A 23,056-nucleotide genomic window follows, 5' to 3' on the forward strand; every position below is an offset into this window, starting at 1 on the left:
GAATTGTCTCAACGACCCATACCCAAACGACCTGAAGATGCTCGTATTCAGAGGTCATCAATGCGTTCAATTCGAGGCAAATTTCGTGAGGAATAGTCATTCTATTTCCGTGGAATTTAACGAAGAAGTGGGCGCATTGAGGTCCTCCCTTCGGGCGAGTTGACTGACGCCGTGCTCTTTGTTGTTCCTTTTTGATGGAGGTGGCTACACCTGCAAAGGAACGCCGCGATCACAACGCCAGTCAATCTCGCTGAATCATGCATCTTCAGGTTGTTTGGGTATATTAACCGAAATGACGATATTTTATAAATATCAGTGATTTATATTGGAGTGTTTTTTAGGGCAGTATGAAAAAAGCCCCCGGGAGACGGGGGCAAAATAATCCATCGCGATTGTTATAGTAGTAATGAGAAGCTCTTGTGCTCAACGGTTAGCTTTTTAGCCAAAGTCGCCGTTCACATACCCACGTGTACGGTCGTCACGCGGATTGGCGAACAGGTTAGTTGTTTCGTCATGTTCAACCAGTTCACCCATCAGGAAGAAGGCAGTGCGGTCAGAGATACGACGCGCTTGTTGCATGGAGTGTGTCACGATAACGATGGTGTAGTTCTTCTTAAGCTCTTCCATCAAATCTTCGATTTTCTTAGTCGCAATCGGGTCAAGTGCAGAAGTAGGTTCGTCCATTAGAATCACTTCTGGTTCCATGGCAATGGTACGGGCGATACATAAGCGTTGCTGCTGGCCGCCAGACAGACCAAAAGCGTGAGATTTCAGGCGATCTTTTACTTCATCCCAAAGCGCTGCACCGCGAAGACTTTTTTCTACCACTTCATCCAGCTTTTTCTTGTCAGTCACGCCTTGTGCACGGAGGCCATAAGCCACGTTGTCGTAGATGCTCATCGGGAATGGGTTTGGCTTTTGGAATACCATGCCGACCTTAATGCGAAGGCTGGCGATGTCGATATTGCCGTAAACGTTCTCGCTATCCATGTCTAAGCGACCGTTAATTTTCACACCTTCAATCAGGTCATTCATGCGGTTCAGGCAACGCAGTAGGGTAGATTTACCGCAGCCTGAAGGGCCAATCAGTGCCGTCACTTTCTTACTTGGGATCGGCAGCGTGATGTCTTTTAGTGCGTGGTTAGCGCCGTTGTTATAAAACAGGTTCAGGTTTTCGATATCGAATTTGTTTGCTGTGTTCATTGCAGTTGCAGTCATCATTGTGTTCTCTCCCGGGCTCAGTAAGTGGCTTTGCTAAATTTGCTGGCGATAAGCTTGGTCAGCATGTTGATAAACAGCACGACAACAATCAGCACTGTCGCGGTGGCATACGCCTGGTTCCATTCGTGAATGGTGTAGAGCTCCTGGGTTAATTTGTAGAGGTGTACGGTCAGTGTGCGGCCTGAATCCAGCACGCTTTCTGGGATACGTGCGACCATACCTGCTGTCAGAAATACCGGTGCAGATTCACCAATGACGCGACCAACACTCAAAATGATGGAAGTCACGATGCCTGGCATGGCACTAGGCAGAATCAGTTTCCAGATGGTGTAGATTTTAGATGCACCCAGACCATACGAACCTTCTCGATAGGTTTGAGGCACCGCCATCAGCGCTTCCTCGGTGGTACGGATAATCACTGGCAGGATGAGAATGCTCAGCGTCAGTGCACCAGAGAGGATAGAGAAACCAAGCCCTAGCACGGCAACAAAGAATGTCATACCGAACAGACCGAAGATGATAGACGGGATACCCGCCAGTGATTCAGTACAAAATCGAATCACTTTCACCAGACGGCTTCCTACTTTTGCGTATTCGGTCAGGTAGATTGCCGTCATGATGCCGATAGGCGCTGCGATAGAAATAGAGGCGATAACCATATAGATGGTTGAAACAATCATCGGCCAGATACCGGATTGCTCACCAATACGGGTGTAATCACTGGTAATGAATGACCAATCGACGTATTGCAGGCCATTACTCAGGATGTACCAGATAATCCAGAAAAGGAAACCGACGGTCATTGCTGCTGCAGCCCAAACGGTAACCAGTGAAATTTTGTCTTTCATTTGACGGTTCAACATGGTCATTACCTCGCTTTTTCGCGGTTAAGGTAAAGCAGTGATGCGTTCAGGATCATGATAAAGACCAGAAGGACGATACCTGTTGCGTAGAGAGCACTGGCGTGGACACCTGATGCGTATGACATTTCCAGCGCGATGTTGGCGGTCAGCGTGCGCGCTGATTCGAGTAAACCGTTGGGCATAGCAGGTGCATTACCCATCACCATGATAATGGCCATGGTCTCTCCCAATGCGCGGGCGACGCCAAGGATGACGCCCGTCATGATGCCTGAGCGCGCTGCAGGAACCAGCAACTTGAAGGTGGTGAACATCGGCGATGCACCAAGCGCCAGAGAGCCTTCTTTATAGGCCTTTGGTACTGCGCGCAGCGACGTTTCAGAGACAGCGATAACCGTTGGCAGAATCATGACAGCAAGAACGATGATACCCGCCAGTAGTGTGTTACCCGCTGGAACGTTGAAGATGTCCTGAATCATTGGCACGATAATCACCAGACCGAAGAAGCCGTATACCACAGATGGGATACCTGCCAAGAGTTCAACGGCTGGACGGATGATGTTTGCCAGCCATTTTGGGGCAACTTCAGCGATAAAAACGGCGGTTAAAACCGCGACTGGCACGCCCAGCGCGACAGCGCCTGCGGTTGATGCCAGCGACGCCACAATCATTGGCGCGATGCCGTAAAGGGCTGGTGGCAGCCATTCTGAGCCGGTGACGATACCGGTAACACCGGCTTCCTGAATAGCAGGGAGGCCTTCACGGAAAATAAAGAAGCCGATAGTCGCTAGAGACAACACGCCCAGCGCAGCGGCTGTCAGGAATAACGTGCGGAAGATGTCTTCGCGCCAATCTCGGCGCTTACCATTCCCCAGCTTGCCTGCCGGGATTTGGATGGATTGTTCGGTTGCGATGGTCATAGTTGCTGTCCTTTGTGTCATAAGATGACAGTAGGGAAATGCTTAAAAACTCAATAAAGGTGGCCCACCAAAACTTGGCAGGCCAAGGGGGATTACTTAACTGGCACGTAGCCTTGGTTTGAAACGATTTTCTGACCTTCAGAAGAAACGACCCACTTCAGGAATTCATCTGCTGCTGGTGAAGGTTTGCCATCTTTGCTCAGAACCAGGAAAGGACGTGCGACTTTGTAATCGCCTGCAGCGACAGCTTCAGATGTTGGCTTAACGCCGTTTACTTTCACGGCTTTCAGTGACTCATCAATTGAACCTAGAGAGATATAGCCAATCGCGAATGGATTGTTGGCGACGATAGTTTTGATCACGCCATTACCATTACCTACTTGAGCTCGCTGGGAGATAGCAGACACCTTCATACCGTTAACTTTACGCTTCAGACCCATGATGTCTTCGAATGCGCCACGGGTGCCCGATGCTGTATCACGGGTAACCACAACGATTGGCTTGTTTTCGCCACCAACCTGAGACCAGTTCTGCACTTCACCACGGTAGATTTTTGCGATGTCTTCGATAGTGAGGTCATCCAATGTGTTCGCGTTGTTAACGACAACGGCGATACCGTCGCGAGCAATAACGGTTTCTTTTAGCGCAGGTTCTTTTTCTGAATCTTTCAGCTCACGGGATGCCATGCCGAACATTGAGGTACCATTTTTCGCCGCTTTTACGCCAGCTGACGAACCTGTGCCTTGTACTTCGATAAAGGTTTTGTCGTTCTGCGACTGGTAAGTTTCAGCCAGAACTTCCATAACTTCTGTTACAGACGTTGAGCCAGAAACTGTGATTGTTTCTTGAGCAGTTGCAGTGTGAGCAACGAGCGCGCCGGCCATACAAAGTGCGGTGAATGCTTTTGATTTCATTATAGATTTCCTTAATCGTTGCCTTTCTCAAAGGTCGTATATGAGTCAACGATTGCAACTTTAGGTCTCTTTTATGACACTCATGTTTCAACAAAATTAAGCATTAATGACGACGAACTGAGTTAGATATGAGTCGAATGGTTTGCTCGAAAGACATTGTTTATGTCAATGAAAGAGGAGGGATAGGCCGAAACGTACCTTAGTTTTGACTGGCAACGCGTGAATTGACCAATAGCGTTTCGTTCAGCCAAGCGTCTGTTTGGGCGAGGTTCATTGGGCGTCCGTACCAGTAGCCCTGGATTTTGTCACATCCTATGGAGACTAGATACTGCCCCAAGGCTTCGGTTTCTACCCCTTCTGCGACTACCCTGCAATCCAGGCTATGTGCGAGGTAAATCGTTGATCTGACGATTGCTTCGTGGTTACTGCTGTAGAGAAGGTCTGTTACAAAACTACGGTCAATCTTAATCTCGTCTATAGGCATGTTACTCAAAATCGACAGTGACGAGAAACCAGTACCGAAGTCGTCAATACTCAACGACACGCCGAGCTTTTTGATCTTCTCTAACACCGATCGGGCTTTGGCGGGGTTCTGCATCATACTGGTTTCAGTGATTTCCAGCGTTAGCTGGCCGGGATCGATCGCATAGCGACTAAAGAGCTTCGATAAATACGGCTCCAATGAATCATCTTCAATGTCTCTGGCCGACAGATTGACCTGAACTTGAGGAGTAATGGAAAGATTCCGCCAAACGGCCAGTTGGGCAACTGTGGTTTCCAGTACCCAATGGGTGATTTTTTTGATCGCATTGGTCTGCTCAGCAAGAGGGATGAAATCGTCCGGGCTCACACTGTAACCGTCGCTAAGAGGCCAGCGAATTAAGGCTTCGAATGTTGTGTTATGTGGACTATGCACATTCATGACTGGCTGAAAATTTAACTCGAAGTCCATGGTTTCCACTGCATTGTGAAGCATGGCAGCAAGTTCTGTTTTGTCGTAGAAGTGGCTCGACGCGGCAGGTTCATAGATGGCGTAGGGCGCCTGAATGCGTTTAGCGTTGTACATGGCGACTTCAGCGCGCTTAAGGACCTCTTCGGCGTTGCTGCCGTGCTCCGGAAAAAGCGCAACACCCACGGTGTTGGTGAGATTCACATCGTGATCATTGATAGTCAGCGGGTGGTCTAAATAGCTCTGAATACTTTCGATGTATTGGGCGATATTGATATTTTCTGGGTCGCTAAGGATCATGGTGAAGCGGTTCCCGCTGGACCGGGCGAGGAAGATTTCATCTTCGACAAACTCTTTAAGCCGGGTAGAGAACTGTGCAAGTAACACATCGCCTTTCTGATGGCTGAAGACTTCATTGATGTTATTGAAGTTATTGATATCAATGATGATTAAGGCAAAGTGCTGTTGAGAAGTGTTATAATTAATGACTTGTTGGCCAATAGTGTTCAACAAAAAACGACGGTTCGGCAATCCGGTCAGTGGGTCATGAGACGCGTTGTGACGTTGTTGAAACTCTGCGAACGCGATGCGCTCCATGCTTTGTGAGACAACACCAAAAATCATGACGCAGAAAATGCCCCCGCCGAAAAAGACCGCGGCAACAATGAATTCGATCATGGTGGCTTCAGGTTGACGAGACAGGAAGGCTGCGAAAATGACGTAACCCAGCACGAAACCAAGCATTACTGGAATGAAACTGAAAGTAGATGGACGGCGGTCGCGACGATATAGAGCGATCGATGATTTCAGCGCCGAAATTAGGGCGAGCATTCCGAGTATGACAAGCACTATCGAGACGGTTTTTATCATCGTCCTATCACTTCGCCTGCGTTGAAATATTAAGGTCAACAAACCTTGAAAGGGATTAACGCTGCCTTGATATGCCAAGACAGCATAAGCTGTTATAAATGTAGTAGAGATTTTTCAATAGTGAGAAAACTATCAGCAAATCAATGAGATTGTGTTAGGTAATGCAGACAGGGCAGGTTGGGTATTTAGGCAGATTGAAGTTGCGCCATTCGCTGGTCATCGCATCGTAGAACATGACCTTACCTGTTGGCGCAGGTGCAAAACCTGACAATAGTTTAATAGCCTCTAGAGCCTGACAAGCACCAATGATACCTACGACAGGACTGAGAATTCCGGCCTCAACACAGCTCAGCGCCTGATCACCAAAAAGTGCGCTGAGGCATTGGTAGCATGGCTCGCTCTCTCTGTAGGTGAAAATCGCTATATGTCCTTCTAGGCGAATAGCAGCGCCACTCACCAATGGCTTTTTCGCCTCAAAGCACAGACGGTTTAACTGGTTGCGGGTTTCTACATTATCTGAGCAATCCATCACTAAGTCGTGCGAATGAATTAGCTGACGTAAGGTTTCGTCGTCCAATCGCTTTGGAATAGTATCTACAACAATGTGAGGGTTGATTTTACGGAGGCTCGCAGCTGCTGATTCGACTTTTAGTTCACCAATCGTGTCGTCACTGTGCAGCACTTGGCGCTGTAAGTTTGAGAGCTCAACCTTGTCGTCATCAACAAGGCTCAGTTTCCCGACTCCGGCGGCGGCAAGGTATTGGGTGGCAGCACAGCCAAGACCGCCTGCACCCAATACCAGAATACTGCCTTTCTTAAGCGCTTCCTGACCATCAAAATCAAACTGACGTAGAATGATCTGACGGTTATATCTGAGTTCTTCTTCAGGAGAGAGAATATCCACGCTTTCCTCAGTTCAACACAGCATCAAAAGGTTCAATGGTGACAGTTTCGCCCACTTCGACATGACCACGGTTTTGCTCAAGCACCGCGAAACAGTTCGCCAGTGACAGAGAACTGAATGCACCTGAACCTTGGTTGCCCGTTGTTGAAACCAACAAATCGCCATTTTCATCCGTGCGATAAATTGCACGTTGATAATCTGCACGGCCTGGTGCTTTCTTGAAGCGGGTTGCGGCTTTGGCTTTCAGCGCTATTGAAGGTTGCCACTGCGTATGGCCTGCCAATTTGGCCAAAAGCGGCTGAACCAAAACGTGCAGCGTGACAAGCACTGAAACTGGGTTGCCTGGTAGACCGCAGAAGAGGGCGTCTTTCACTTTGCCGAAGGCAAAAGGCTTGCCCGGCTTTATGGCGATTTTCCAGAATCCGACTTCGCCTTCCTGATCCAAAATGTCTTTGGTGTAATCGGCTTCACCCACGCTGACGCCACCGGAAGTCACAATCACATCGGCTTCAGCTGCCGCTTTGAGGAAGGCCTCACGAAGTTGGTCAGGACAATCAGGAATCACGCCGAGGTCAATGGCTTCGCAATGCATCTTCTCAAGCATGGCACGAATGGTGTAGCGGTTGCTGTCGTAGATTTCACCTTTGCCCAGTGTTTCACCCACCTGTCGTAATTCATCACCTGTCGAGAAAAAGGCGACTTTAGGACGGCGTATAACGGTAACGTCAGCAATGCCCAGTGTTGCGAGCATTGGCACTTCGCGTGGTGTCAGTAGTGTGCCTTTTGGAATAACAACGTCACCTGCTTTAACGTCATCGCCAATCGGGCGGATGTTTTGCTGTGGCTGGGCAGATGTGGTGAAAGTGATCTGGTCGCCTTCAACTATCGTTTGTTCTTGCATGATAACGGCGTCTGCACCTTCCGGTACTTCTGCACCAGTCATGATGCGAATACAACTGCCTTTCGGCCATTCGCCTTCAAAAGGAACACCGGCAAATGATTTGCCTGCTAACGTCAAGGTGCTGGATTCTCCCAAATCGCTGGTACGAAGTGCGTATCCATCCATGGCAGAGTTAGCGAAAGGCGGCACGTTTAGCGGTGAGCGGATGTCTTCCGCGGTAATGCGGTTTTGCGCATTAACAAGAGAGGCCACTTCTGTTTCGGTGAGTGGCGTTGTGTTCTCAAGAAGGGTAGAAATAGCCTCAGAAACGGGCATCAATCCCGGCGTGTCGCAGCAACCCATGTAAATACTCTCATTCGGTTTTTGAATACTGTAGCCGATTGCGAACGTCAGGTCATATGACGTGACTTTGATGCTTAGCCTATGATCTCTATGTAGAGATGTACATATGGCTCTCGCCATCGGGGCAACGAGATTTATGTCAGAGCGTATTCCGCCCAGCTCGTAGAAGAAAGGCGGTATTATCGCAAACTTTGTGGGCGGAAACTAATGCCCACACGCAATTCGAGGTGTAATTTTCCTAGTATTAACGTTATGCTTCAAAATTCTGACAGCACATTGATCCTTGTCCTCAAAAGGCGAGTAATAAATAAAACTATAACATTGGAACGATCCGAGGAATGACTATGACAGCATTGAGCGATTCTGCAAAACGAGTCCGTGAGGCGCTGATAGCACGTGGCATTGAGACTCCGATGCAGGCCGGTTCGTCGATGACCGCCCAAGAGAAGAAAGAGAAAATCGAATACCACATGCGCGAGATTCTGACTGCAATGGATCTCGACTTGGAAGATGACAGCTTGACCGAAACACCGATCCGCATAGCAAAAATGTATGTGGATGAGGTCTTTTCTGGCCTTGACTACACCAACTTCCCAAAAATTACAGTTATCGACAACAAAATGGGCTGTGACGAAATGGTGCGGGTAAAAGATATTACGTTGACCAGTACCTGTGAGCACCATTTAGTAACGATTGACGGAAAATGTACTGTGGCCTATCTGCCAAAGAACAAGATTATTGGACTTTCGAAGATTAACCGCATTGTGCGTTTCTTTTCCCAGCGCCCACAAGTTCAGGAGCGGTTGACGCGTCAAATCTTGGTAGCTCTGCAAACATTGTTAGAAACCGACAACGTAGCAGTCCATATGAATGCGACTCACTACTGTGTGAAAGCGCGTGGTGTTATGGATGCTACCAGTGCGACGACGACAACGGCTTTGGGTGGCATATTTAAATCGAATGCTTCAACCCGTGCTGAGTTTCTTCACGGCATCGGCTAACAATACCAATCGTAGTAAGTTTCTGATCACCTACCTGCTGTGATTGGTACAAATCAGGCTGGTATAAAACAGCTTAAAAAGAAAAAGCGCCGATTGGCGCTTTTTCTGTCTCTACCGTTTCGGATTATTTCAGAACAGCAGCAATACCTTTACATAGTGGGCCCATGTTTGAGCGGGTCATACCAGCAACGCTAATGCGTCCAGAGCCTACAATGTAAACACCGAACTCTTCTTTCAGTTGGTTCACTTGTTCTTTGGTCAGGCCAGAGAAAGAGAACATGCCGTTTTGACGTTCGATGAAGCTGAAGTCGCGGTCTACACCTTCTTCTTTCAAGGTCGCTACAAACAGTTCGCGCATTGCTTGAATACGAACACGCATGTCTGCCACTTCCTGCTCCCACTCTGCGCGCAGTGCCTCATCGTTCAGGATAACAGTCACAACCGCAGCGCCGTGTGCTGGTGGGTTAGAGTAGATAACGCGCGCAATGCTCTTTACTTGGCTAAATGCAGTTGCTGCTTGCTCGGCAGAGTGACCGACCAGTGTGAATGCACCAACACGCTCATTGTACAGACCGAAGTTTTTCGAGAATGAACTTGCGACCAGAAGCTCTGAACAGCTTTCAGTGAAAATACGCAGACCCGCAGCATCTTCTTCAACGCCTTTCGCAAAACCTTGGTATGCGAAGTCAAACAGAGGCAGAAGACCTTTTTCTTTCACCAGTGCTGCCAGTTGTTGCCATTGGCCAGCATCTGGGTCGATACCGGTTGGGTTATGGCAGCAGCCGTGCAGAAGCACAACATCACCAGCGTTTGCGGTTTGTAGGTCAGCCAGCATGGCATCGAAATCCATGTCTTTGGTTTCTGCGTTGTAGTAGCTGTACTGTGCTACTTCCAGACCTGCCGCTGCGAATACGCCATTGTGGTTTGCCCAAGTTGGGTTGCTGACCCAAACTTTCACGTCGCCAAGTTGGCGTTTAATGAATTCCGCCGCCAGACGAAGAGCACCGGTACCGCCCGGAGCTTGTGCAGTTTGTGCACGTTTGTCTGCAATTACTGGAGCGTCAGCGCCGAACAGCAGTTTTTGCACTGCCAGACCGTATTCAGGGGTACCTGGAATCGCCAGATAAGATTTAGTGGTTTCGTTTTCCAGCAGAACAGCTTCTGCTTTTTTAACTGTAGCCAGAACAGGGGTGTTTCCGGATTCATCCTTGTAAATACCTACACCCAAATTGATTTTCTCAGCGCGGGCATCGGCTTTGAATTCTTCGGTTAGGCCTAGAATAGGGTCGGCCGGAGCCGCAGCAATTTTTTCAAACATCTTCGTTCATCCATGGCGTTAGTAACTTTCTTTTTTTATAACATTTGGCTGATCGTAATAAAACGGAAATTTAAGGATTTTTTACGATTAGCTATCACTTGGCTACCGGATGACAATAAAGCCTCTATTTCTCTATCTTTTCTCATTGGCGTGATTCAGAACAGCCAAGTTTTGGAGGAGTGACACAAAATCCTGAAACATGCATGAGAAGGGGAGTGGGACGTGCCAGAGAAGACGAAAACCTCGCCCACCAGATGAAGAAAAATTACAGACAAAAAAGGCCGCTTTCGCGACCTTTTTAAACATCCAAAATGGATTAGAAGTTTGCGCTACGTGGTGTACGTGGGAATGGGATAACGTCACGAACGTTGCCCATACCTGTCACGTAAGAAACCAGACGCTCGAAGCCTAGACCGAAACCCGCATGTGGTACGGTGCCGTAACGGCGCAGGTCGCGATACCAGTTCATGTGTTCTGGGTCGATATTCATCGCACGCATACGCTCGTCTAGTACATCCAGACGTTCTTCACGCTGTGCACCACCGATGATTTCACCGATGCCTGGTGCCAGAACGTCCATGGCAGCAACAGTCTTACCGTCGTCGTTCAAACGCATGTAGAAAGCTTTGATGTCTTTCGGGTAGTTTTTAACGATAACAGGGGCGTTGAAGTGTTCTTCAGCCAGGAAGCGCTCGTGCTCAGAAGCTAGATCGATACCCCACTCAACAGGAAATTCGAACTTCTTGCCAGATTTGATAAGGATGTCGATAGCATCGGTGTAGTCTACCTGAGCGAAATCAGAGTCAACAAACTTCTCAAGACGGCTGATGGCCTCTTTATCGATACGCTGAGCAAAGAATTCCAAGTCGTCACGGCGCTCTTCAAGCACGGCCTTAAACACAAACTTCAGCATGTCTTCGGCCAGCTTTGCTACATCGTCAAGCTCTGCAAACGCGACTTCTGGCTCAACCATCCAAAACTCCGCAAGGTGGCGGCTGGTGTTTGAGTTTTCAGCACGGAAAGTAGGACCGAAGGTATAAACCTTACTGATCGCACACGCGTATGCTTCAGCGTTCAACTGACCAGATACTGTCAGAAAGGTCTCTTTGCCGAAGAAATCTTCGTTGTAATCTACCGCGCCTTTATCGTCACGTGGCAGGTTTTCCATATCCAGCGTAGAAACACGGAACATCTCACCAGCACCTTCAGCGTCAGATGCTGTGATTAGTGGAGCAGATACCCAGAAGTAACCTTGCTCGTGGTAGAAGCGGTGAATCGCTTGTGCCAGACAGTTACGTACACGTGCTACTGCACCAATGACGTTGGTGCGCGGGCGCAGGTGAGCCACTTCACGCAGGTACTCAATCGAGTGACGGGTTTTCGCCATTGGGTACGTGTCTGCATCTTCAACCCAACCAACCACTTTCACGTTAGTTGCTTGCAGCTCGTATGCCTGACCTTGTCCCGGGCTTTCTACCACTTTACCGGTAACTTCTACAGAGCAGCCTGTGGTAAGACGCAATACTTCTTCCTGGTAATTATTCAGCTCATTAGGAACAACCGCCTGAATAGGGTCAAAACAAGAGCCGTCATAAATGGCAAGGAAAGAAATACCGGCTTTTGAATCACGACGTGTGCGGATCCAACCGCGAACAGTGACTTCTGTGTCTACTGCCGCTTTGCCGTGCAGGACGTCTGCTACAGGCACATAGTTCATAATTTGCATCTAACTCCGTTGAAGAATATCCGACGATTCAGAGTCATCGGATTAGGATAATTCGCACTAGGACTGGCAAGTTTACCCGCATACCTGAGCTACCTCAAGATGCAGGTGTCGTAAGGATTGATGGTGCGATGAGATCGAAGAAAAAACCAGCTAAATTCGGAAGGTGGAGAGTTAAAGCAGTATTTGTTTTTTCCTTTTCACCTTGAGGTTTGCTTTAACTTCATTAGAGCTGTCCCCCATAGACAGGAAAAATTCAGAACTGATTCAGTTTGAGCTCAACGTAATAATTGAGTAGCATCGCCGCGCAATGTAAAAACTCTCGATCACAGGAACGCTAAAAATGCATACCGAACTGTTTAAAGAATTCATGTTTGAAGCGGCACACCGACTGCCGAATGTTCCAGAGGGGCATAAGTGTGGGCGCCTACATGGCCACTCTTTTTTGGTTCGTATCTATGTAGCAGGCGAAGTAGACCCACATACTGGCTGGGTGATTGATTTCTCCGAGATTAAACAAGCATTCAAACCGATTTATGATCGTCTTGACCACTACTATCTGAATGATATTGAAGGTCTGGAAAACCCAACCAGTGAAGTGTTGGCAAAGTGGATTTGGGATCAGCTCAAGCCTGAACTTCCAATCTTGAGCAAAGTGATGATTAAAGAAACCTGTACTGCGGGCTGTATTTACACGGGCGAGTGAGCGGTTCGATATTAATCGTTGAATAAGAAAGGGCCAAATTGGCCCTTTTTTTATGCCTTGAAAAATAAGCAGTCTATACGCTTAATTCAGGCAATCTCTAGATACTTATGCGTCTGTATTGATAAACGCCAGTTTCTTTTTATGCAGACTTCAATACACAGGTTTGTCGCACGTGCTTTTTGGCTGATAGGCTGCAGAGCAACTTCTTTTCCAGTTAAATCAGTATCTTTCAGTAGATCGTCAAGTTTCTCAATATCTGTTTCCGTGCCAACAGGGTGCTTAATTTCATTCGCACGTTGAAGTGCTTCTGCCAGCACAGGCAGTTTTCCACGCATGTTGATTTTAGGAGAAACCGTCACCCAAGTGTTTGGTGTAGCCTTCACAGCGTATGTGCCACTGGTTTCGATTTGACAACGATAACCTTCTGATTCTAAGAGTGAAGTCAGCGGAAGTAGGTCAAACATGCAAGGTTCACCACCGGTAATCACTACATGTTTTGCGCTGTAGCTGGCCTGCAAATGTGTGAGGACCTCTTCAGCAGTTACTTGGGTCCACAGCGGGCTGTCGCCGTTTTTGGTGATGATGGTACCAAAGTCCCGTTCGTCTGCTGGCAGGGTATCCCACGTCTGACGCGTATCGCACCAAGGACAGCCCACAGGGCAACCTTGGAGGCGAACAAAGACAGAAGGCACGCCGGTGAAGGTACCTTCGCCCTGAATGGTTTCGAAAATTTCGTTGACGTTGTACATACCGCTATAACAGTCACTGATTCTAAAGAGGGGGCAGATTATGTCAGTTTCAGTCGTGGCTGTCTTGACCCGAAATGAACAGAAACATCTGTTACAGATTGAAATGTCGCTAACTTGTTGATTTTAGGAAACTGAACAATTTGTCTATGCGGTAAATCAATTAGCTCGTGACGTGGTTCACGACATTATCTCATGACGCTTCACAATTACTTCGCAAAGTAAAAAAATTCAATATTAAAGAATTTCACAGGGAGCATGGGATGATCCTCGCCCAGCCAGGACATATAGATCACATCAAGCGTAACAACGCTGGAGCAGTATATAAGTTGATCGATCAGCTAGGGCCAATCTCCCGAATTGAACTCTCTAAGCGCAGCCAGTTAGCGCCTGCCAGTATTACCAAAATTACCCGAGAATTGATTGAAGCGCATTTGGTCAAGGAGACCGAATACGGTGAACCTGTCAGCCGTGGGCGTCCTGCGATTGGTTTGGTGCTGAATAATGATGGCTGGCAATTCCTCTCCATTCGCTTAGGGCGAGGGTATCTGACGCTGGCGTTACATGAATTGGGTGGCAACATTCTGGTGGAGGAACGTCACGATATTCTGGTTCTCGAGCAGGACATACTGCTTGAATTGATTCAGCAGCATATCAATCAGTTCTTCTCAACACATTCCAATGTCGTTGACCGTGTTACTGCCATCGCTGTCTCACTTCCTGGTTTAGTCAACAGTGCTCAGGGCATTGTGATTCAAATGCCACATTATGATGTTCACAACATGCCTTTAGGGCCTGCGATTCATCGTGCAACAGGTTTGCCAGTCTTTATCGGTAATGACACCCGTTCTTGGGCTCTGGCTGAAAAGCTATTTGGCAACGCACGTGATGTTGAGAACTCGGTGCTGATTTCCATTCATCATGGTGTTGGTGCTGGCATCATGATTGACGGTAAAGTGCTTGAAGGCCAGGTGGGTAACATTGGCGAATTAGGCCATATCCAGATTAAACCTTTCGGCAAGCGTTGCTATTGCGGTAATAGCGGTTGTTTGGAAACGGTGGCGAGCTTGCAAGCCGTGTTAGAAGATGCACAGGTACTGCTGAACCAAGGCCATGAAAGCATATTGCAAGATAAACCGCTGACGATTGATTCTCTGTGTGCAGCGGCATTGGAGGGTGATGGCGTTGCCGTAAAAGTGATCACTGAGCTGGGGCACAACCTGGGCCAGGCAATTGCTATCGTGGTGAACCTGTTTAACCCAGAGCGGATCTTGATTGGCGGTGAATTTAACCAGGCGAAATCTGTGTTGTATCCAGCCATTATGGAACGTATTCAGAACCAAACGCTTCCGCATTATTTTGAGAACCTGGCGCTTGAAGAAAGCCACTTCTACACACAGGCAACCATGCCGGGTGCTGCACTGGTTAAGCGCGCTATGTACGACGGCTATCTGCTGATGAAGGTGCTGGAAGGCTGAGTTATATTGTGCAGATTGAAAAAGGAGCCAGCGGCTCCTTTTTTCGTTTACAGCGGATACCAGACAACACCGTTGTCGAGTGAACGTTTAGTTAGTGCGAGCGCAACACAGATGGCAATCAGTGCCAACATGCTCCAGTCTTTCGCCACAAGTGGACGTTCGTTATACCATGTGCGCGACTTATTGCGCCCAAACCCGCGAAGCGTCATAGCATTAGAGATCTCGTCGGCGCGATCCAGGCTGGAGAAAATCAATGGGATGAGGATTTTTGCCACTCCGCGAAAACGTGTCATCAGAGGAGCGTTCTTTGAGAAATCTACGCCGCGTGCTTGCTGTGCATGCATGATATTGACGAAATCGTTCTTCACTTCCGGTAAATAGCGAAGTGTCAGACTGACGGCATAGGCAATTTTGTAAGGAACACCAATGCGGTTTAGGCTAGATGCAAATTCCGTTGGGTGAGTGGTAAACACAAATACCAGAGCGATAGGGAACATGCTGAAGTATTTCAACGTGACCGTAAGCAGGTAAAACAGGGTTTCTTGAGTCAGCGAATAGTTACCCGGTAACGCAACGATCTCGGTGGTAGTATTTGCCCATTCAGAGCCTTGCTGTGGCGCAACCAGAAACATGAACACCGCATTCATGCTCAGCACACTCAAGGTACCAATCAAAAGCGGTTTGTAAACCTGAAAAGCCACGCCTGTCATTTTCAACAAAGCCAGACCAAGCAGTACCATTACTACGATAATGCGCAAGTCGAACGTTGTTAATACGATGGTCACCCAAGCCATGAAGAGGGCAAATTTGGTGATGCCGTTCAGCGCATGAAGTGGCGATTGAGTATCAATGTAGTTGATACCAAACTTCATTTTGGATGCTTTCATTTGGCGTTGCTCTCTGTCTCAATAAACTGCTGCATGAATCCATTGATATCGCTGATATCAGCCCGCTCTGCCAGCTCATAAAGGCTGGTGGTGGTTAAGTTGGCACTCTCTAATAAAGCTGGCTGGCTGAAGACGTCAGTCATTGGTGCATCAGCAATCAACTTACTGTCTGCAATTACGATCGAACGGGTGGTGTTTTCAAGCACTAGGTGCAGGTCATGGGAAATGATGATCACTGTCACTCCGCGTTCTTCGTTTAGTCGTTTGATGAAGGACAGCATCGCGGTGTAGTTGCGGTAATCCTGACCCGCAGTCGGCTCGTCCAGAATTAGCAGTTCAGGCTCCATCACCAGAATAGAAGCGATAGTGACACGTTTCTTCTGGCCATAGCTGAGTGCATCAACCGGCCAGTGTCGGTATTTGCTCAGACCGCAAAATTCAAGTACTTCAAGGCAGCGTTGTTCGATCTCTTTGTCATACAAACCTTGGTTTTTCAGGCCGAATGCCACTTCATCCATGATCATATGGTGGGAGATCATATGATTAGGGTTTTGCATTACGACGCCGACTTTCTTGCTTCGCTCAAAGATCGACAGTTGATTGAAATCCTGACCCTCGAAAGTGATGCTTCCTGAGTCCGGCTCTAAAACACCCATCACCAACTTGGTGATGGTGGACTTACCTGAACCGTTTTTACCGAGAATGGATACCAATTCGCCGGGGTGAACAGTGAAGGAAACGTCTTCAAGCGCATTTTTCTCACCGTCATAGGAGTAGGTGAGGTTATTCACGCTCAGTAACGGCTCTCGTGTTTCTGTGCTGACTGCGAGTGCAGAGCACTTTGCCCAACGTTGCAGTTGTGTTTTGAACCTATCTACAGGCACTGCATCCAAATAGGCTGGAGAATCGGATTCAGCCAGTTGACAACCTGCATGTTTGAGAGCAGAAAAGTAGAGCGGTTGGCGGATACCATGAGTTTCAAGCAAACCAGACATGATCAGCGCATTCGGTGTGGTGTCAGCCACTATGGTGCCGTTGTCCATCAGTATCACGCGGTCAACATGTTGGGTCAGCACATCTTCCAAACGGTGCTCAATGATGATGATAGTTTTACCGGTATCACGGTGAAGTTGGTCGACAATTTCAATGGTGCGCTTGCCTGTTTTTGGATCAAGAGCGGCTAGCGGTTCATCGAACAGCAGCACATCGACATCGTCGACCAATACGCCAGCAAGAGATACGCGTTGTTTCTGGCCACCGGATAGATCATGAGGCGCATGGTTGAGCAGAGTTTCCAGCTCAACCATCTTGGCAGTGGCTTTCACCACAGGGTACATATCAGCAATTGACACCTGTTGGTTTTCCAGAGCGAAAGCGATGTCTTCACCCACGGTTAGGCCAACAAACTGGCTGTCGGTATCCTGCAAAACGGTTCCCACTTGCTCGGTGTATTGAACGAGTGACATCGAGCTAGCACTCTTGCCGTCAATAAATAATTCGCCCGAAACGTCGCCTTCTACGGAATGAGGGATCAAACCGTTGATACACTGACCCAAGGTGGATTTACCACTGCCGCTTGGGCCGATAATCAGGACTTTTTCACCTTTCTCAATACGCAGATTGATATTTTTAAGCGTCGGGTTTACCAGCGCATCGTAACGGAAGCTGAAGTTTTTAAATTCGATGGTCATGGAAATGGTCAGGCCTCAGTCAGGTTACGGCACAGGCTATTGCGCTTGGCGACAGATTGCAGGATGAAGTAGCCGACGACTGACACGAGCAAAGCATTACCAGCGGCAATGATACAAAGCTGGATAAACACTTTGGTGAAAGGTTCTGCGTACAAAATAGTGTCAAGAAAAGCTGAGCAGCCGTAACCGAGCACATTGCCGAGCAATGCTAACAGCGAAAACAAGAACACATCAGGCAGCTTGAATTGGCCGTATTTGAGGCGTTTTTTGGTTAACAGTGGGAATAGCCCGATGATCATACCGACAATGCCTGAGCCTAATACCCAGGTCAGCCATACGCCCCATCCTGCGAAAAGGTCTGTCACCCAGTGGCCAATGAAGCCAACAAAAAAACCGACACCTGGGCCAAAGAGTACGCTGAACAGCGCCAGAATCGCCATAGCAGGTTTCAGTGTGGTGTTGGCAAAAACGGGGATACCAAACATGGGTAAACCACCGATGCCGTAGAGCGCGGCTCCAATGGCAATGATAACGACTGTTTTTGCAGAGAAATTCATAGATAACCTTTCGCGCCCGGCTTATCGAAGGCGAGCCTGGGCGCTTCGTAATGCAAATTATTTTAAGTGGCTCGCAAAAAATGAGGCGGGATTATATAGGATCAATTTGGAGAAAGGAAAGCTATCTATCTAGACGTCTAAACCTTTCTGTAAACCAAGATAGACGTTTGATGAAGCTTAGAACGGAGCGAAATTGAGAACCAATAAAAAAGGCGCCTAAGCGCCTTTCTCAAAAGATGGGAATAGGTTGCTATTTCGCCAGCTTTTCCAGTACCGCTTTTCGCTCTACTTCACGACAAGCCGCCGCAGTAAATACTACGTCTGTTGAGCTGTTCAGTGCGGTTTCAGCTGAATCCTGAACCACGCCGATAATGAAGCCTACCGCGACAACTTGCATCGCCACATCATTAGGAATGCCAAACAGATTACACGCCAGAGGGATCAGCAGCAGAGAACCGCCAGCCACACCAGACGCACCACATGCTGAAACTGCCGCAACGATGCTTAGCAGAAGTGCAGTTGCCAGATCTACCTGAATGCCCAGAGTGTTAACTGCCGCCAGCGTCAGCACTGTAATGGTAATCGCCGCACCGCCCATGTTGATGGTCGCACCCAGAGGGATTGAAACGGAGTAAGTGTCTTTATCCAACTTCAAACGGTTACAAAGCTGCATGTTCACAGGGATGTTGGCAGCGGAACTTCGCGTAAAGAAGGCAGTCATGCCACTTTCACGTAGGCATTGGAGCACCAATGGGTATGGGTTAGAGCGTGTTTTGAAGTAAACAATAATTGGGTTAACGACCAGTGCGATGATCGCCATGCTTCCAAGTAAAACAGCCAACAGGTGAGCATAGCCCATTAGTGCTTCAAAACCAGTTTCCGCAAAGGTTTTCGCCACCAGACCAAAGATACCCAGTGGTGCTAGTTTGATGATGTTACGAACGATAAAAGACACGCTCTCTGCAACATCACTGAACACGGTTTTTGTAGTGTCATTCGCGTGATGAAGGGCAATCCCTAAACCAATTGCCCATGCAAGGATACCGATGAAGTTGCCATTCATCAGGGCATTTATTGGGTTGTCAACAATGCTGAACAGTAGGGTAGTGATGACCTGAGCAATACCCTCAGGTGGTGCGATTGGAGCGTCAGAGGTTGTTAGCGTCAGTTCTGTTGGGAACAGAAAACTCATGGTTACTGCTGTCAGTGCAGCTGCGAAGGTACCAACAAGGTAAAGGATAACAATTGGACGAAGGTGTGTATGTTGGCCTTTGCGTTGATTAGCAATGGATGCGGCAACCAGAATGAATACCAGAATTGGCGCGACAGCTTTCAATGCATTGACAAAAAGTCCGCCCAGGAATCCAACGGCTTTGGCGCTTTCTGGCGAAAAACTCGCCAACGCGACACCCGCAATAATACCTACCAGAATCTGGATAACCAGACTGGCATTGGCAATGCGAGCGAGAGGAGATTGTGTTTGCTTCATTATATTCTCACTTCACTGTGTAAGGGTCTTGGGGCCCTTTAACCTAGAAAACCTCAAACGTCATCACGCTTGAGGTCAAACTGTTAACACGAGGTTAGCGGTTGGATTAAATCAGGAGGGCTGCCGCTCTGTAAAGCGGAAAGTGATATAAAATACACAATCTGATCGCACGTGCATGATTTTATAACGATATATGTGTAATGAGTAATGTAATGTGTTGGATAAAATACTGTTTATTAGTTGTTAATGGGGTCAATAAAAAAGCGCCCTGCAGGGCGCTTTAGATGAATTGTGAATGCGAGAGTCTGAAATAATAACTTTAATAAATAACTCGACCAACTGTGTTAAGTAGCTGGCTTACCCCTTTAGTAAAGTGGAGGGGCGCATCGGCAACTGTGTAACACAGACAACCATCATGTGTTTGTGGCGTATGATGATTCGAGCTATCGAGAACAATGAAATCGCCCGGAACATATTGGTCGTGCTCGTCTTCGAAGTGACCACTCAACAGAAGCGTTACTTCCATGCCTTTGTGTGTGTGGCTTGGGACACTGCCATTCATGCCAATGTGAAGAAGGCTGGCTCGTGTGTCGCCTTCGTTCAACGGAAGCCTAGCGCGGCTGATGGATCCAATTGAACTCCATCCCAGATGGTGGTAGCGGCGAAGAGCAGTTGGCAAATTATAACGATCACCAGCTACTTCAATCTCCGAACTGGGTGATGCAGAGACCTTGGTCAGCGGCGAACTTTCTCCGTTGATAATGGAAGCCATCATGTCGGCAAAAATGTCTTCTTGAGCGCTTTCCTGGTCGATGGCATTGTCGTCATTAAATGCAGAATCGGCCGCTTTTGCTTCATAGTGTGCGAGCTTTTCTGCACAGCAAGAGCAAAGCTCGCAGTGAGCTGCTACGGCGATAGACATTGACGCCGGTAACTCACCCGCCGCGTGTGACTCTAGTAATGCTTCAGACGGATGGTACTTAATCATTGTTTACCTCCAAATGACTACGCAGTTTTTGTAACCCCAATCTTAAACGCGATTTTATGGTGCCTAGGGGCACGTTGAGCTGGTCTGCAAGTTCTTGATGCGTAAGTTGTTTCAAATAAACACCTCTCACAACCTGCTGTTGGAGATCAGGAAGCAAATCAATGTAAGAGAGAAGCTGAGTCTGAATCTGCTCTTGCAACGCTTCGTCTTCTTGATCGCCGACTTCTCCATCAATTAGCGGCCAAATATCGCCACTCAAACAGTCTTCCCGGTTACTCTTCACTTTTCTGAGCATGTCAAAACTCACGTTGCGCATGATTGTGAAGACCCAAGTAGAAGCCCCACCTTTGGAACCGTCGTATAAGTGAGCTTTGCGCCAAACCAAAATCATGGTTTCTTGCACTAGCTCCATTGCTTGCCCGTCCGCTCTGAGGTGGCGGAGGCCGTAAGCTCGGATTTTAGGTGCGAAGTGGCTGAAAAGGCTTGAAAAAGCCTTGTCGTCCCTTTTATTCGCAACGAGTGTAAGTAACTCCGCCAAATGTTCGGGAGTAGGTGTAGACATAGATGACCGACTGTTTGATCGTTTCTGGTTGCTTGAATTATATGTGCTTTCGACCAGTTCCATGATGTTTGTGTCCTTTAAATGTCTTATCAGTCGAAACGAATTAAATTCAATTTTGGATCACTAATACATCAAGTTTTTTCTTCTGTGAGGAGCAATGAAATGAATTGTTTTGCTTCTTGTAGGTCCTGCTGTGCCAAAAACCATTGGCGTTGGTTATTTGCGAGCGGAAGAATTTCCAACCAGCGTTGACAAACCCACAACATATCGTCAAATTGCTTTTCGCTATGATATTGGGAGGCATGTTCGGGGTGCGCATCAAACAGGTTTTCTAGCGCTTCGCCCAACACTCCGGCAACTTCGACTTCATTCCAGTCAGGTAATGCCTCAGCATCGCCAATCCATAACCCGTCTTCTTCCTGTCCTATGTTGTCGAGTTTGACACGGGATAGACCTCGTATGGTTATACCAAGAAGACCGTCTGGCAGGGTTTCAAAGTCGACGATCTTTACATGCGTGCCAAAGCGGCATATTGCATCACCGTCTTTCATTGCCAGAACGAAGCCGCTGTCGCTAGCCATTGATTCTTTCACCAGACGCACATAGCGCGGCTCAAAAATCCTCAGCTTGGTCAAACCGCCAGGCAATAAAAACAATGGTAATGGGAAAAGACCTAAGTGCATTGAAACCTCCATAAAATTACGTAGAAATTTACGGAGGGAACAATGTGTGCGATCACCGTTTTTTAACCTTTGTAATCAAAATAGTCATTCAAGCCAGAACGAATAGCCTCAACCAGTTGCTGTAATTGCACACTGTTCATGTCGTATGGCGGCATGATGTAAACCAGTCGACCAAATGGACGGATCCATACTCCTTTGTTAATGAAGTGTTTTTGTATGGTGTCAACATCGACGGGTGAGTGCGTTTCCACCACACCAATAGCACCAAGCCAACGTACATCTTTTACGTGTGGCGTTTCCAGTAATGTTGGAAGTAATTCAGCTAACTTTGCTTCGATAGCAAGTACTTTTTCCTGCCAAGGAGTGTCTTGGAGTAATTGAAGGCTGGCGTTGGCCACAGCACTAGCGAGAGGGTTTCCCATAAAGGTTGGGCCATGCATAAAGCAACCTGCTTCGCCGCCACACACTGTGTCTGCAACTTGCTTGGAAGTGATAGTTGCCGCCATGGTCATATAGCCTCCTGTTAAGGCTTTGCCTAGGCAGAGAATGTCGGGCTCGATACTGGCGTGTTCACAGGCGAAAAGCTTGCCTGTGCGGCCAAAACCTGTCGCGATTTCATCGCAGATTAGAAGAATGCCGAACTCGTCGCATAGCTCCCTGACGCGTCTGAGGAAGGTTGGGTGATAAATCCGCATCCCACCTGCTCCTTGAACGATAGGTTCCAGGATCACAGCTGCTATTTGCTTTGCATTGCTTTCTAGTTTGTCTTTGAAATCGGCAATGTCATTTTCGTCCCACTCATCGTGGAAACCGCATTGCGGGGAGTCCGCGAAGATGTGTTCCGGCAAGAAGCCTTTATACAGCTTGTGCATTGAGTTATCTGGATCGGTCACCGACATCGCTGCAAAACTGTCGCCGTGATAGCCGTGGCGAAGTGTCAAGAACTTCGCCCGGCTTTCTCCTTTTGAATGCCAGTACTGCAGCGCCATTTTAAGTGCGACTTCTACAGAAATAGAGCCTGAATCACAAAGGAATACTTTCTCAAGCGAAGGCGGTGTCATCGCTATCAGCTTCTTACACAACTCGATCGCTGGCTCGTGGGTGATGCCTCCAAACATCACGTGAGACATGTTGGCAAGCTGAGAAGTAACAGCTTCATTCAATACAGGATGATTGTAACCATGAATCGCCGCCCACCAAGAAGACATGCCGTCAATAAGCTCGGTACCATCTTCCAGATAAATGTGAACGCCTTCCGCCCGGCTAACGGGATAACAAGTCAGTGGGTTGATGGTGGATGTATAAGGGTGCCAAATGTGATTGCGGTCGAATGCGATATCCATGCT

General features: G+C 47.9%; 21 protein-coding genes. 3 read left to right on the forward strand and 18 right to left on the reverse strand.

Annotated elements, in window-relative coordinates; translation table 11 throughout:
- Nucleotides 1–438 precede the first annotated feature (438 nt).
- The 7 genes from pstB to moeA form a co-directional block, all read right to left on the reverse strand.
- Entirely contained in the window at nt 439–1,203 is a 765-nt protein-coding gene (gene pstB, locus K6Q96_RS07165; RefSeq protein ID WP_251879612.1) for a phosphate ABC transporter ATP-binding protein PstB, read from the reverse strand.
- A gap of 35 nt (nt 1,204–1,238) precedes the next feature.
- Entirely contained in the window at nt 1,239–2,084 is an 846-nt protein-coding gene (gene pstA, locus K6Q96_RS07170; protein ID WP_251879050.1) for a phosphate ABC transporter permease PstA, read from the reverse strand.
- Nucleotides 2,085–2,089: 5 nt separating this feature from the next.
- Nucleotides 2,090–3,001, reverse strand: coding sequence for a phosphate ABC transporter permease subunit PstC (gene pstC, locus K6Q96_RS07175; RefSeq protein ID WP_251879052.1), 912 nt, complete (start codon nt 2,999–3,001; stop codon nt 2,090–2,092).
- Between the two features lie 92 nt (nt 3,002–3,093).
- Nucleotides 3,094–3,915, reverse strand: coding sequence for a phosphate ABC transporter substrate-binding protein (locus K6Q96_RS07180; protein WP_251879054.1), 822 nt, complete (start codon nt 3,913–3,915; stop codon nt 3,094–3,096).
- A 199-nt stretch (nt 3,916–4,114) separates the two neighbouring features.
- Nucleotides 4,115–5,734: a putative bifunctional diguanylate cyclase/phosphodiesterase gene (locus K6Q96_RS07185; protein ID WP_251879055.1), complete on the reverse strand. Its 1,620-nt coding sequence runs from the start codon at nt 5,732–5,734 to the stop codon at nt 4,115–4,117.
- A gap of 154 nt (nt 5,735–5,888) precedes the next feature.
- Nucleotides 5,889–6,638: a molybdopterin-synthase adenylyltransferase MoeB gene (moeB, locus tag K6Q96_RS07190; protein ID WP_251879057.1), complete on the reverse strand. Its 750-nt coding sequence runs from the start codon at nt 6,636–6,638 to the stop codon at nt 5,889–5,891.
- Nucleotides 6,639–6,645: 7 nt separating this feature from the next.
- Nucleotides 6,646–7,881, reverse strand: coding sequence for a molybdopterin molybdotransferase MoeA (moeA, locus tag K6Q96_RS07195; RefSeq protein WP_251879059.1), 1,236 nt, complete (start codon nt 7,879–7,881; stop codon nt 6,646–6,648).
- Between the two features lie 344 nt (nt 7,882–8,225).
- Between moeA and folE the strand changes: the two genes are divergently transcribed.
- Entirely contained in the window at nt 8,226–8,882 is a 657-nt protein-coding gene (gene folE / locus K6Q96_RS07200) for a GTP cyclohydrolase I FolE (RefSeq protein WP_165011971.1), read from the forward strand.
- A 124-nt stretch (nt 8,883–9,006) separates the two neighbouring features.
- Here folE and K6Q96_RS07205 read toward each other — a convergent pair whose 3' ends face one another.
- Both K6Q96_RS07205 and asnS read right to left on the reverse strand, forming a co-directional pair.
- Nucleotides 9,007–10,200: an amino acid aminotransferase gene (locus K6Q96_RS07205; protein ID WP_251879061.1), complete on the reverse strand. Its 1,194-nt coding sequence runs from the start codon at nt 10,198–10,200 to the stop codon at nt 9,007–9,009.
- Nucleotides 10,201–10,516: 316 nt separating this feature from the next.
- Complete coding sequence (gene asnS / locus K6Q96_RS07210; protein ID WP_251879613.1) at nt 10,517–11,917, reverse strand: asparagine--tRNA ligase; 1,401 nt, start codon at nt 11,915–11,917, stop codon at nt 10,517–10,519.
- Nucleotides 11,918–12,266: 349 nt separating this feature from the next.
- Here asnS and queD point away from each other — a divergent pair, with 349 nt between their 5' ends.
- Nucleotides 12,267–12,629 (forward strand): 6-carboxytetrahydropterin synthase QueD, encoded by a 363-nt coding sequence (gene queD, locus K6Q96_RS07215; RefSeq protein WP_002535034.1) that lies wholly within the window; start codon nt 12,267–12,269, stop codon nt 12,627–12,629.
- A gap of 86 nt (nt 12,630–12,715) precedes the next feature.
- Here the strand turns inward: queD and queE are convergent, their stop codons facing one another.
- Entirely contained in the window at nt 12,716–13,378 is a 663-nt protein-coding gene (gene queE / locus K6Q96_RS07220; RefSeq protein ID WP_251879063.1) for a 7-carboxy-7-deazaguanine synthase QueE, read from the reverse strand.
- Between the two features lie 260 nt (nt 13,379–13,638).
- On the opposite strand from queE, the gene mlc reads away from it, so the two are divergent.
- Nucleotides 13,639–14,853 carry a sugar metabolism global transcriptional regulator Mlc gene (gene mlc / locus K6Q96_RS07225; protein ID WP_251879065.1) on the forward strand — a complete coding sequence of 405 codons (1,215 nt, stop codon included), beginning with the start codon at nt 13,639–13,641 and terminating at the stop codon, nt 14,851–14,853.
- Nucleotides 14,854–14,900: 47 nt separating this feature from the next.
- On the opposite strand, the gene K6Q96_RS07230 is transcribed toward mlc, so the two are convergent.
- The 8 genes from K6Q96_RS07230 to bioA all read right to left on the reverse strand — a co-directional run bounded on the left by K6Q96_RS07230 (nt 14,901) and on the right by bioA (nt 23,053).
- Nucleotides 14,901–15,740: an energy-coupling factor transporter transmembrane component T family protein gene (locus K6Q96_RS07230; protein WP_251879067.1), complete on the reverse strand. Its 840-nt coding sequence runs from the start codon at nt 15,738–15,740 to the stop codon at nt 14,901–14,903.
- Complete coding sequence (locus K6Q96_RS07235; protein ID WP_251879069.1) at nt 15,737–17,431, reverse strand: ABC transporter ATP-binding protein; 1,695 nt, start codon at nt 17,429–17,431, stop codon at nt 15,737–15,739. Before K6Q96_RS07235 ends, K6Q96_RS07230 begins: the two co-directional genes overlap by 4 nt.
- 8 nt (nt 17,432–17,439) lie before the next feature.
- The gene (locus K6Q96_RS07240) at nt 17,440–17,988 is read right to left on the reverse strand and encodes an ECF-type riboflavin transporter substrate-binding protein (protein WP_251879071.1); all 549 of its coding nucleotides are present in this window, start codon (nt 17,986–17,988) and stop codon (nt 17,440–17,442) included.
- 250 nt (nt 17,989–18,238) lie between these two features.
- Nucleotides 18,239–19,477 (reverse strand): serine/threonine transporter SstT, encoded by a 1,239-nt coding sequence (sstT, locus tag K6Q96_RS07245; protein WP_251879073.1) that lies wholly within the window; start codon nt 19,475–19,477, stop codon nt 18,239–18,241.
- Nucleotides 19,478–19,796: 319 nt separating this feature from the next.
- On the reverse strand, nt 19,797–20,465 hold the full coding sequence (locus K6Q96_RS07250) for a ChrR family anti-sigma-E factor (protein ID WP_251879075.1): 669 nt from the start codon (nt 20,463–20,465) through the stop codon (nt 19,797–19,799).
- Complete coding sequence (locus K6Q96_RS07255) at nt 20,458–21,090, reverse strand: sigma-70 family RNA polymerase sigma factor (RefSeq protein ID WP_251879077.1); 633 nt, start codon at nt 21,088–21,090, stop codon at nt 20,458–20,460. The genes K6Q96_RS07250 and K6Q96_RS07255 overlap by 8 nt, the downstream gene beginning before the upstream one ends.
- A 68-nt stretch (nt 21,091–21,158) precedes the next feature.
- Complete coding sequence (locus K6Q96_RS07260) at nt 21,159–21,710, reverse strand: LON peptidase substrate-binding domain-containing protein (protein WP_251879079.1); 552 nt, start codon at nt 21,708–21,710, stop codon at nt 21,159–21,161.
- A gap of 62 nt (nt 21,711–21,772) precedes the next feature.
- Complete coding sequence (bioA, locus tag K6Q96_RS07265) at nt 21,773–23,053, reverse strand: adenosylmethionine--8-amino-7-oxononanoate transaminase (RefSeq protein WP_251879081.1); 1,281 nt, start codon at nt 23,051–23,053, stop codon at nt 21,773–21,775.
- Nucleotides 23,054–23,056 lie beyond the last annotated feature (3 nt).

This window comes from Grimontia kaedaensis (genome assembly GCF_023746615.1).
GTDB classification, from domain to species: Bacteria; Pseudomonadota; Gammaproteobacteria; order Enterobacterales; family Vibrionaceae; genus Enterovibrio; species Enterovibrio kaedaensis.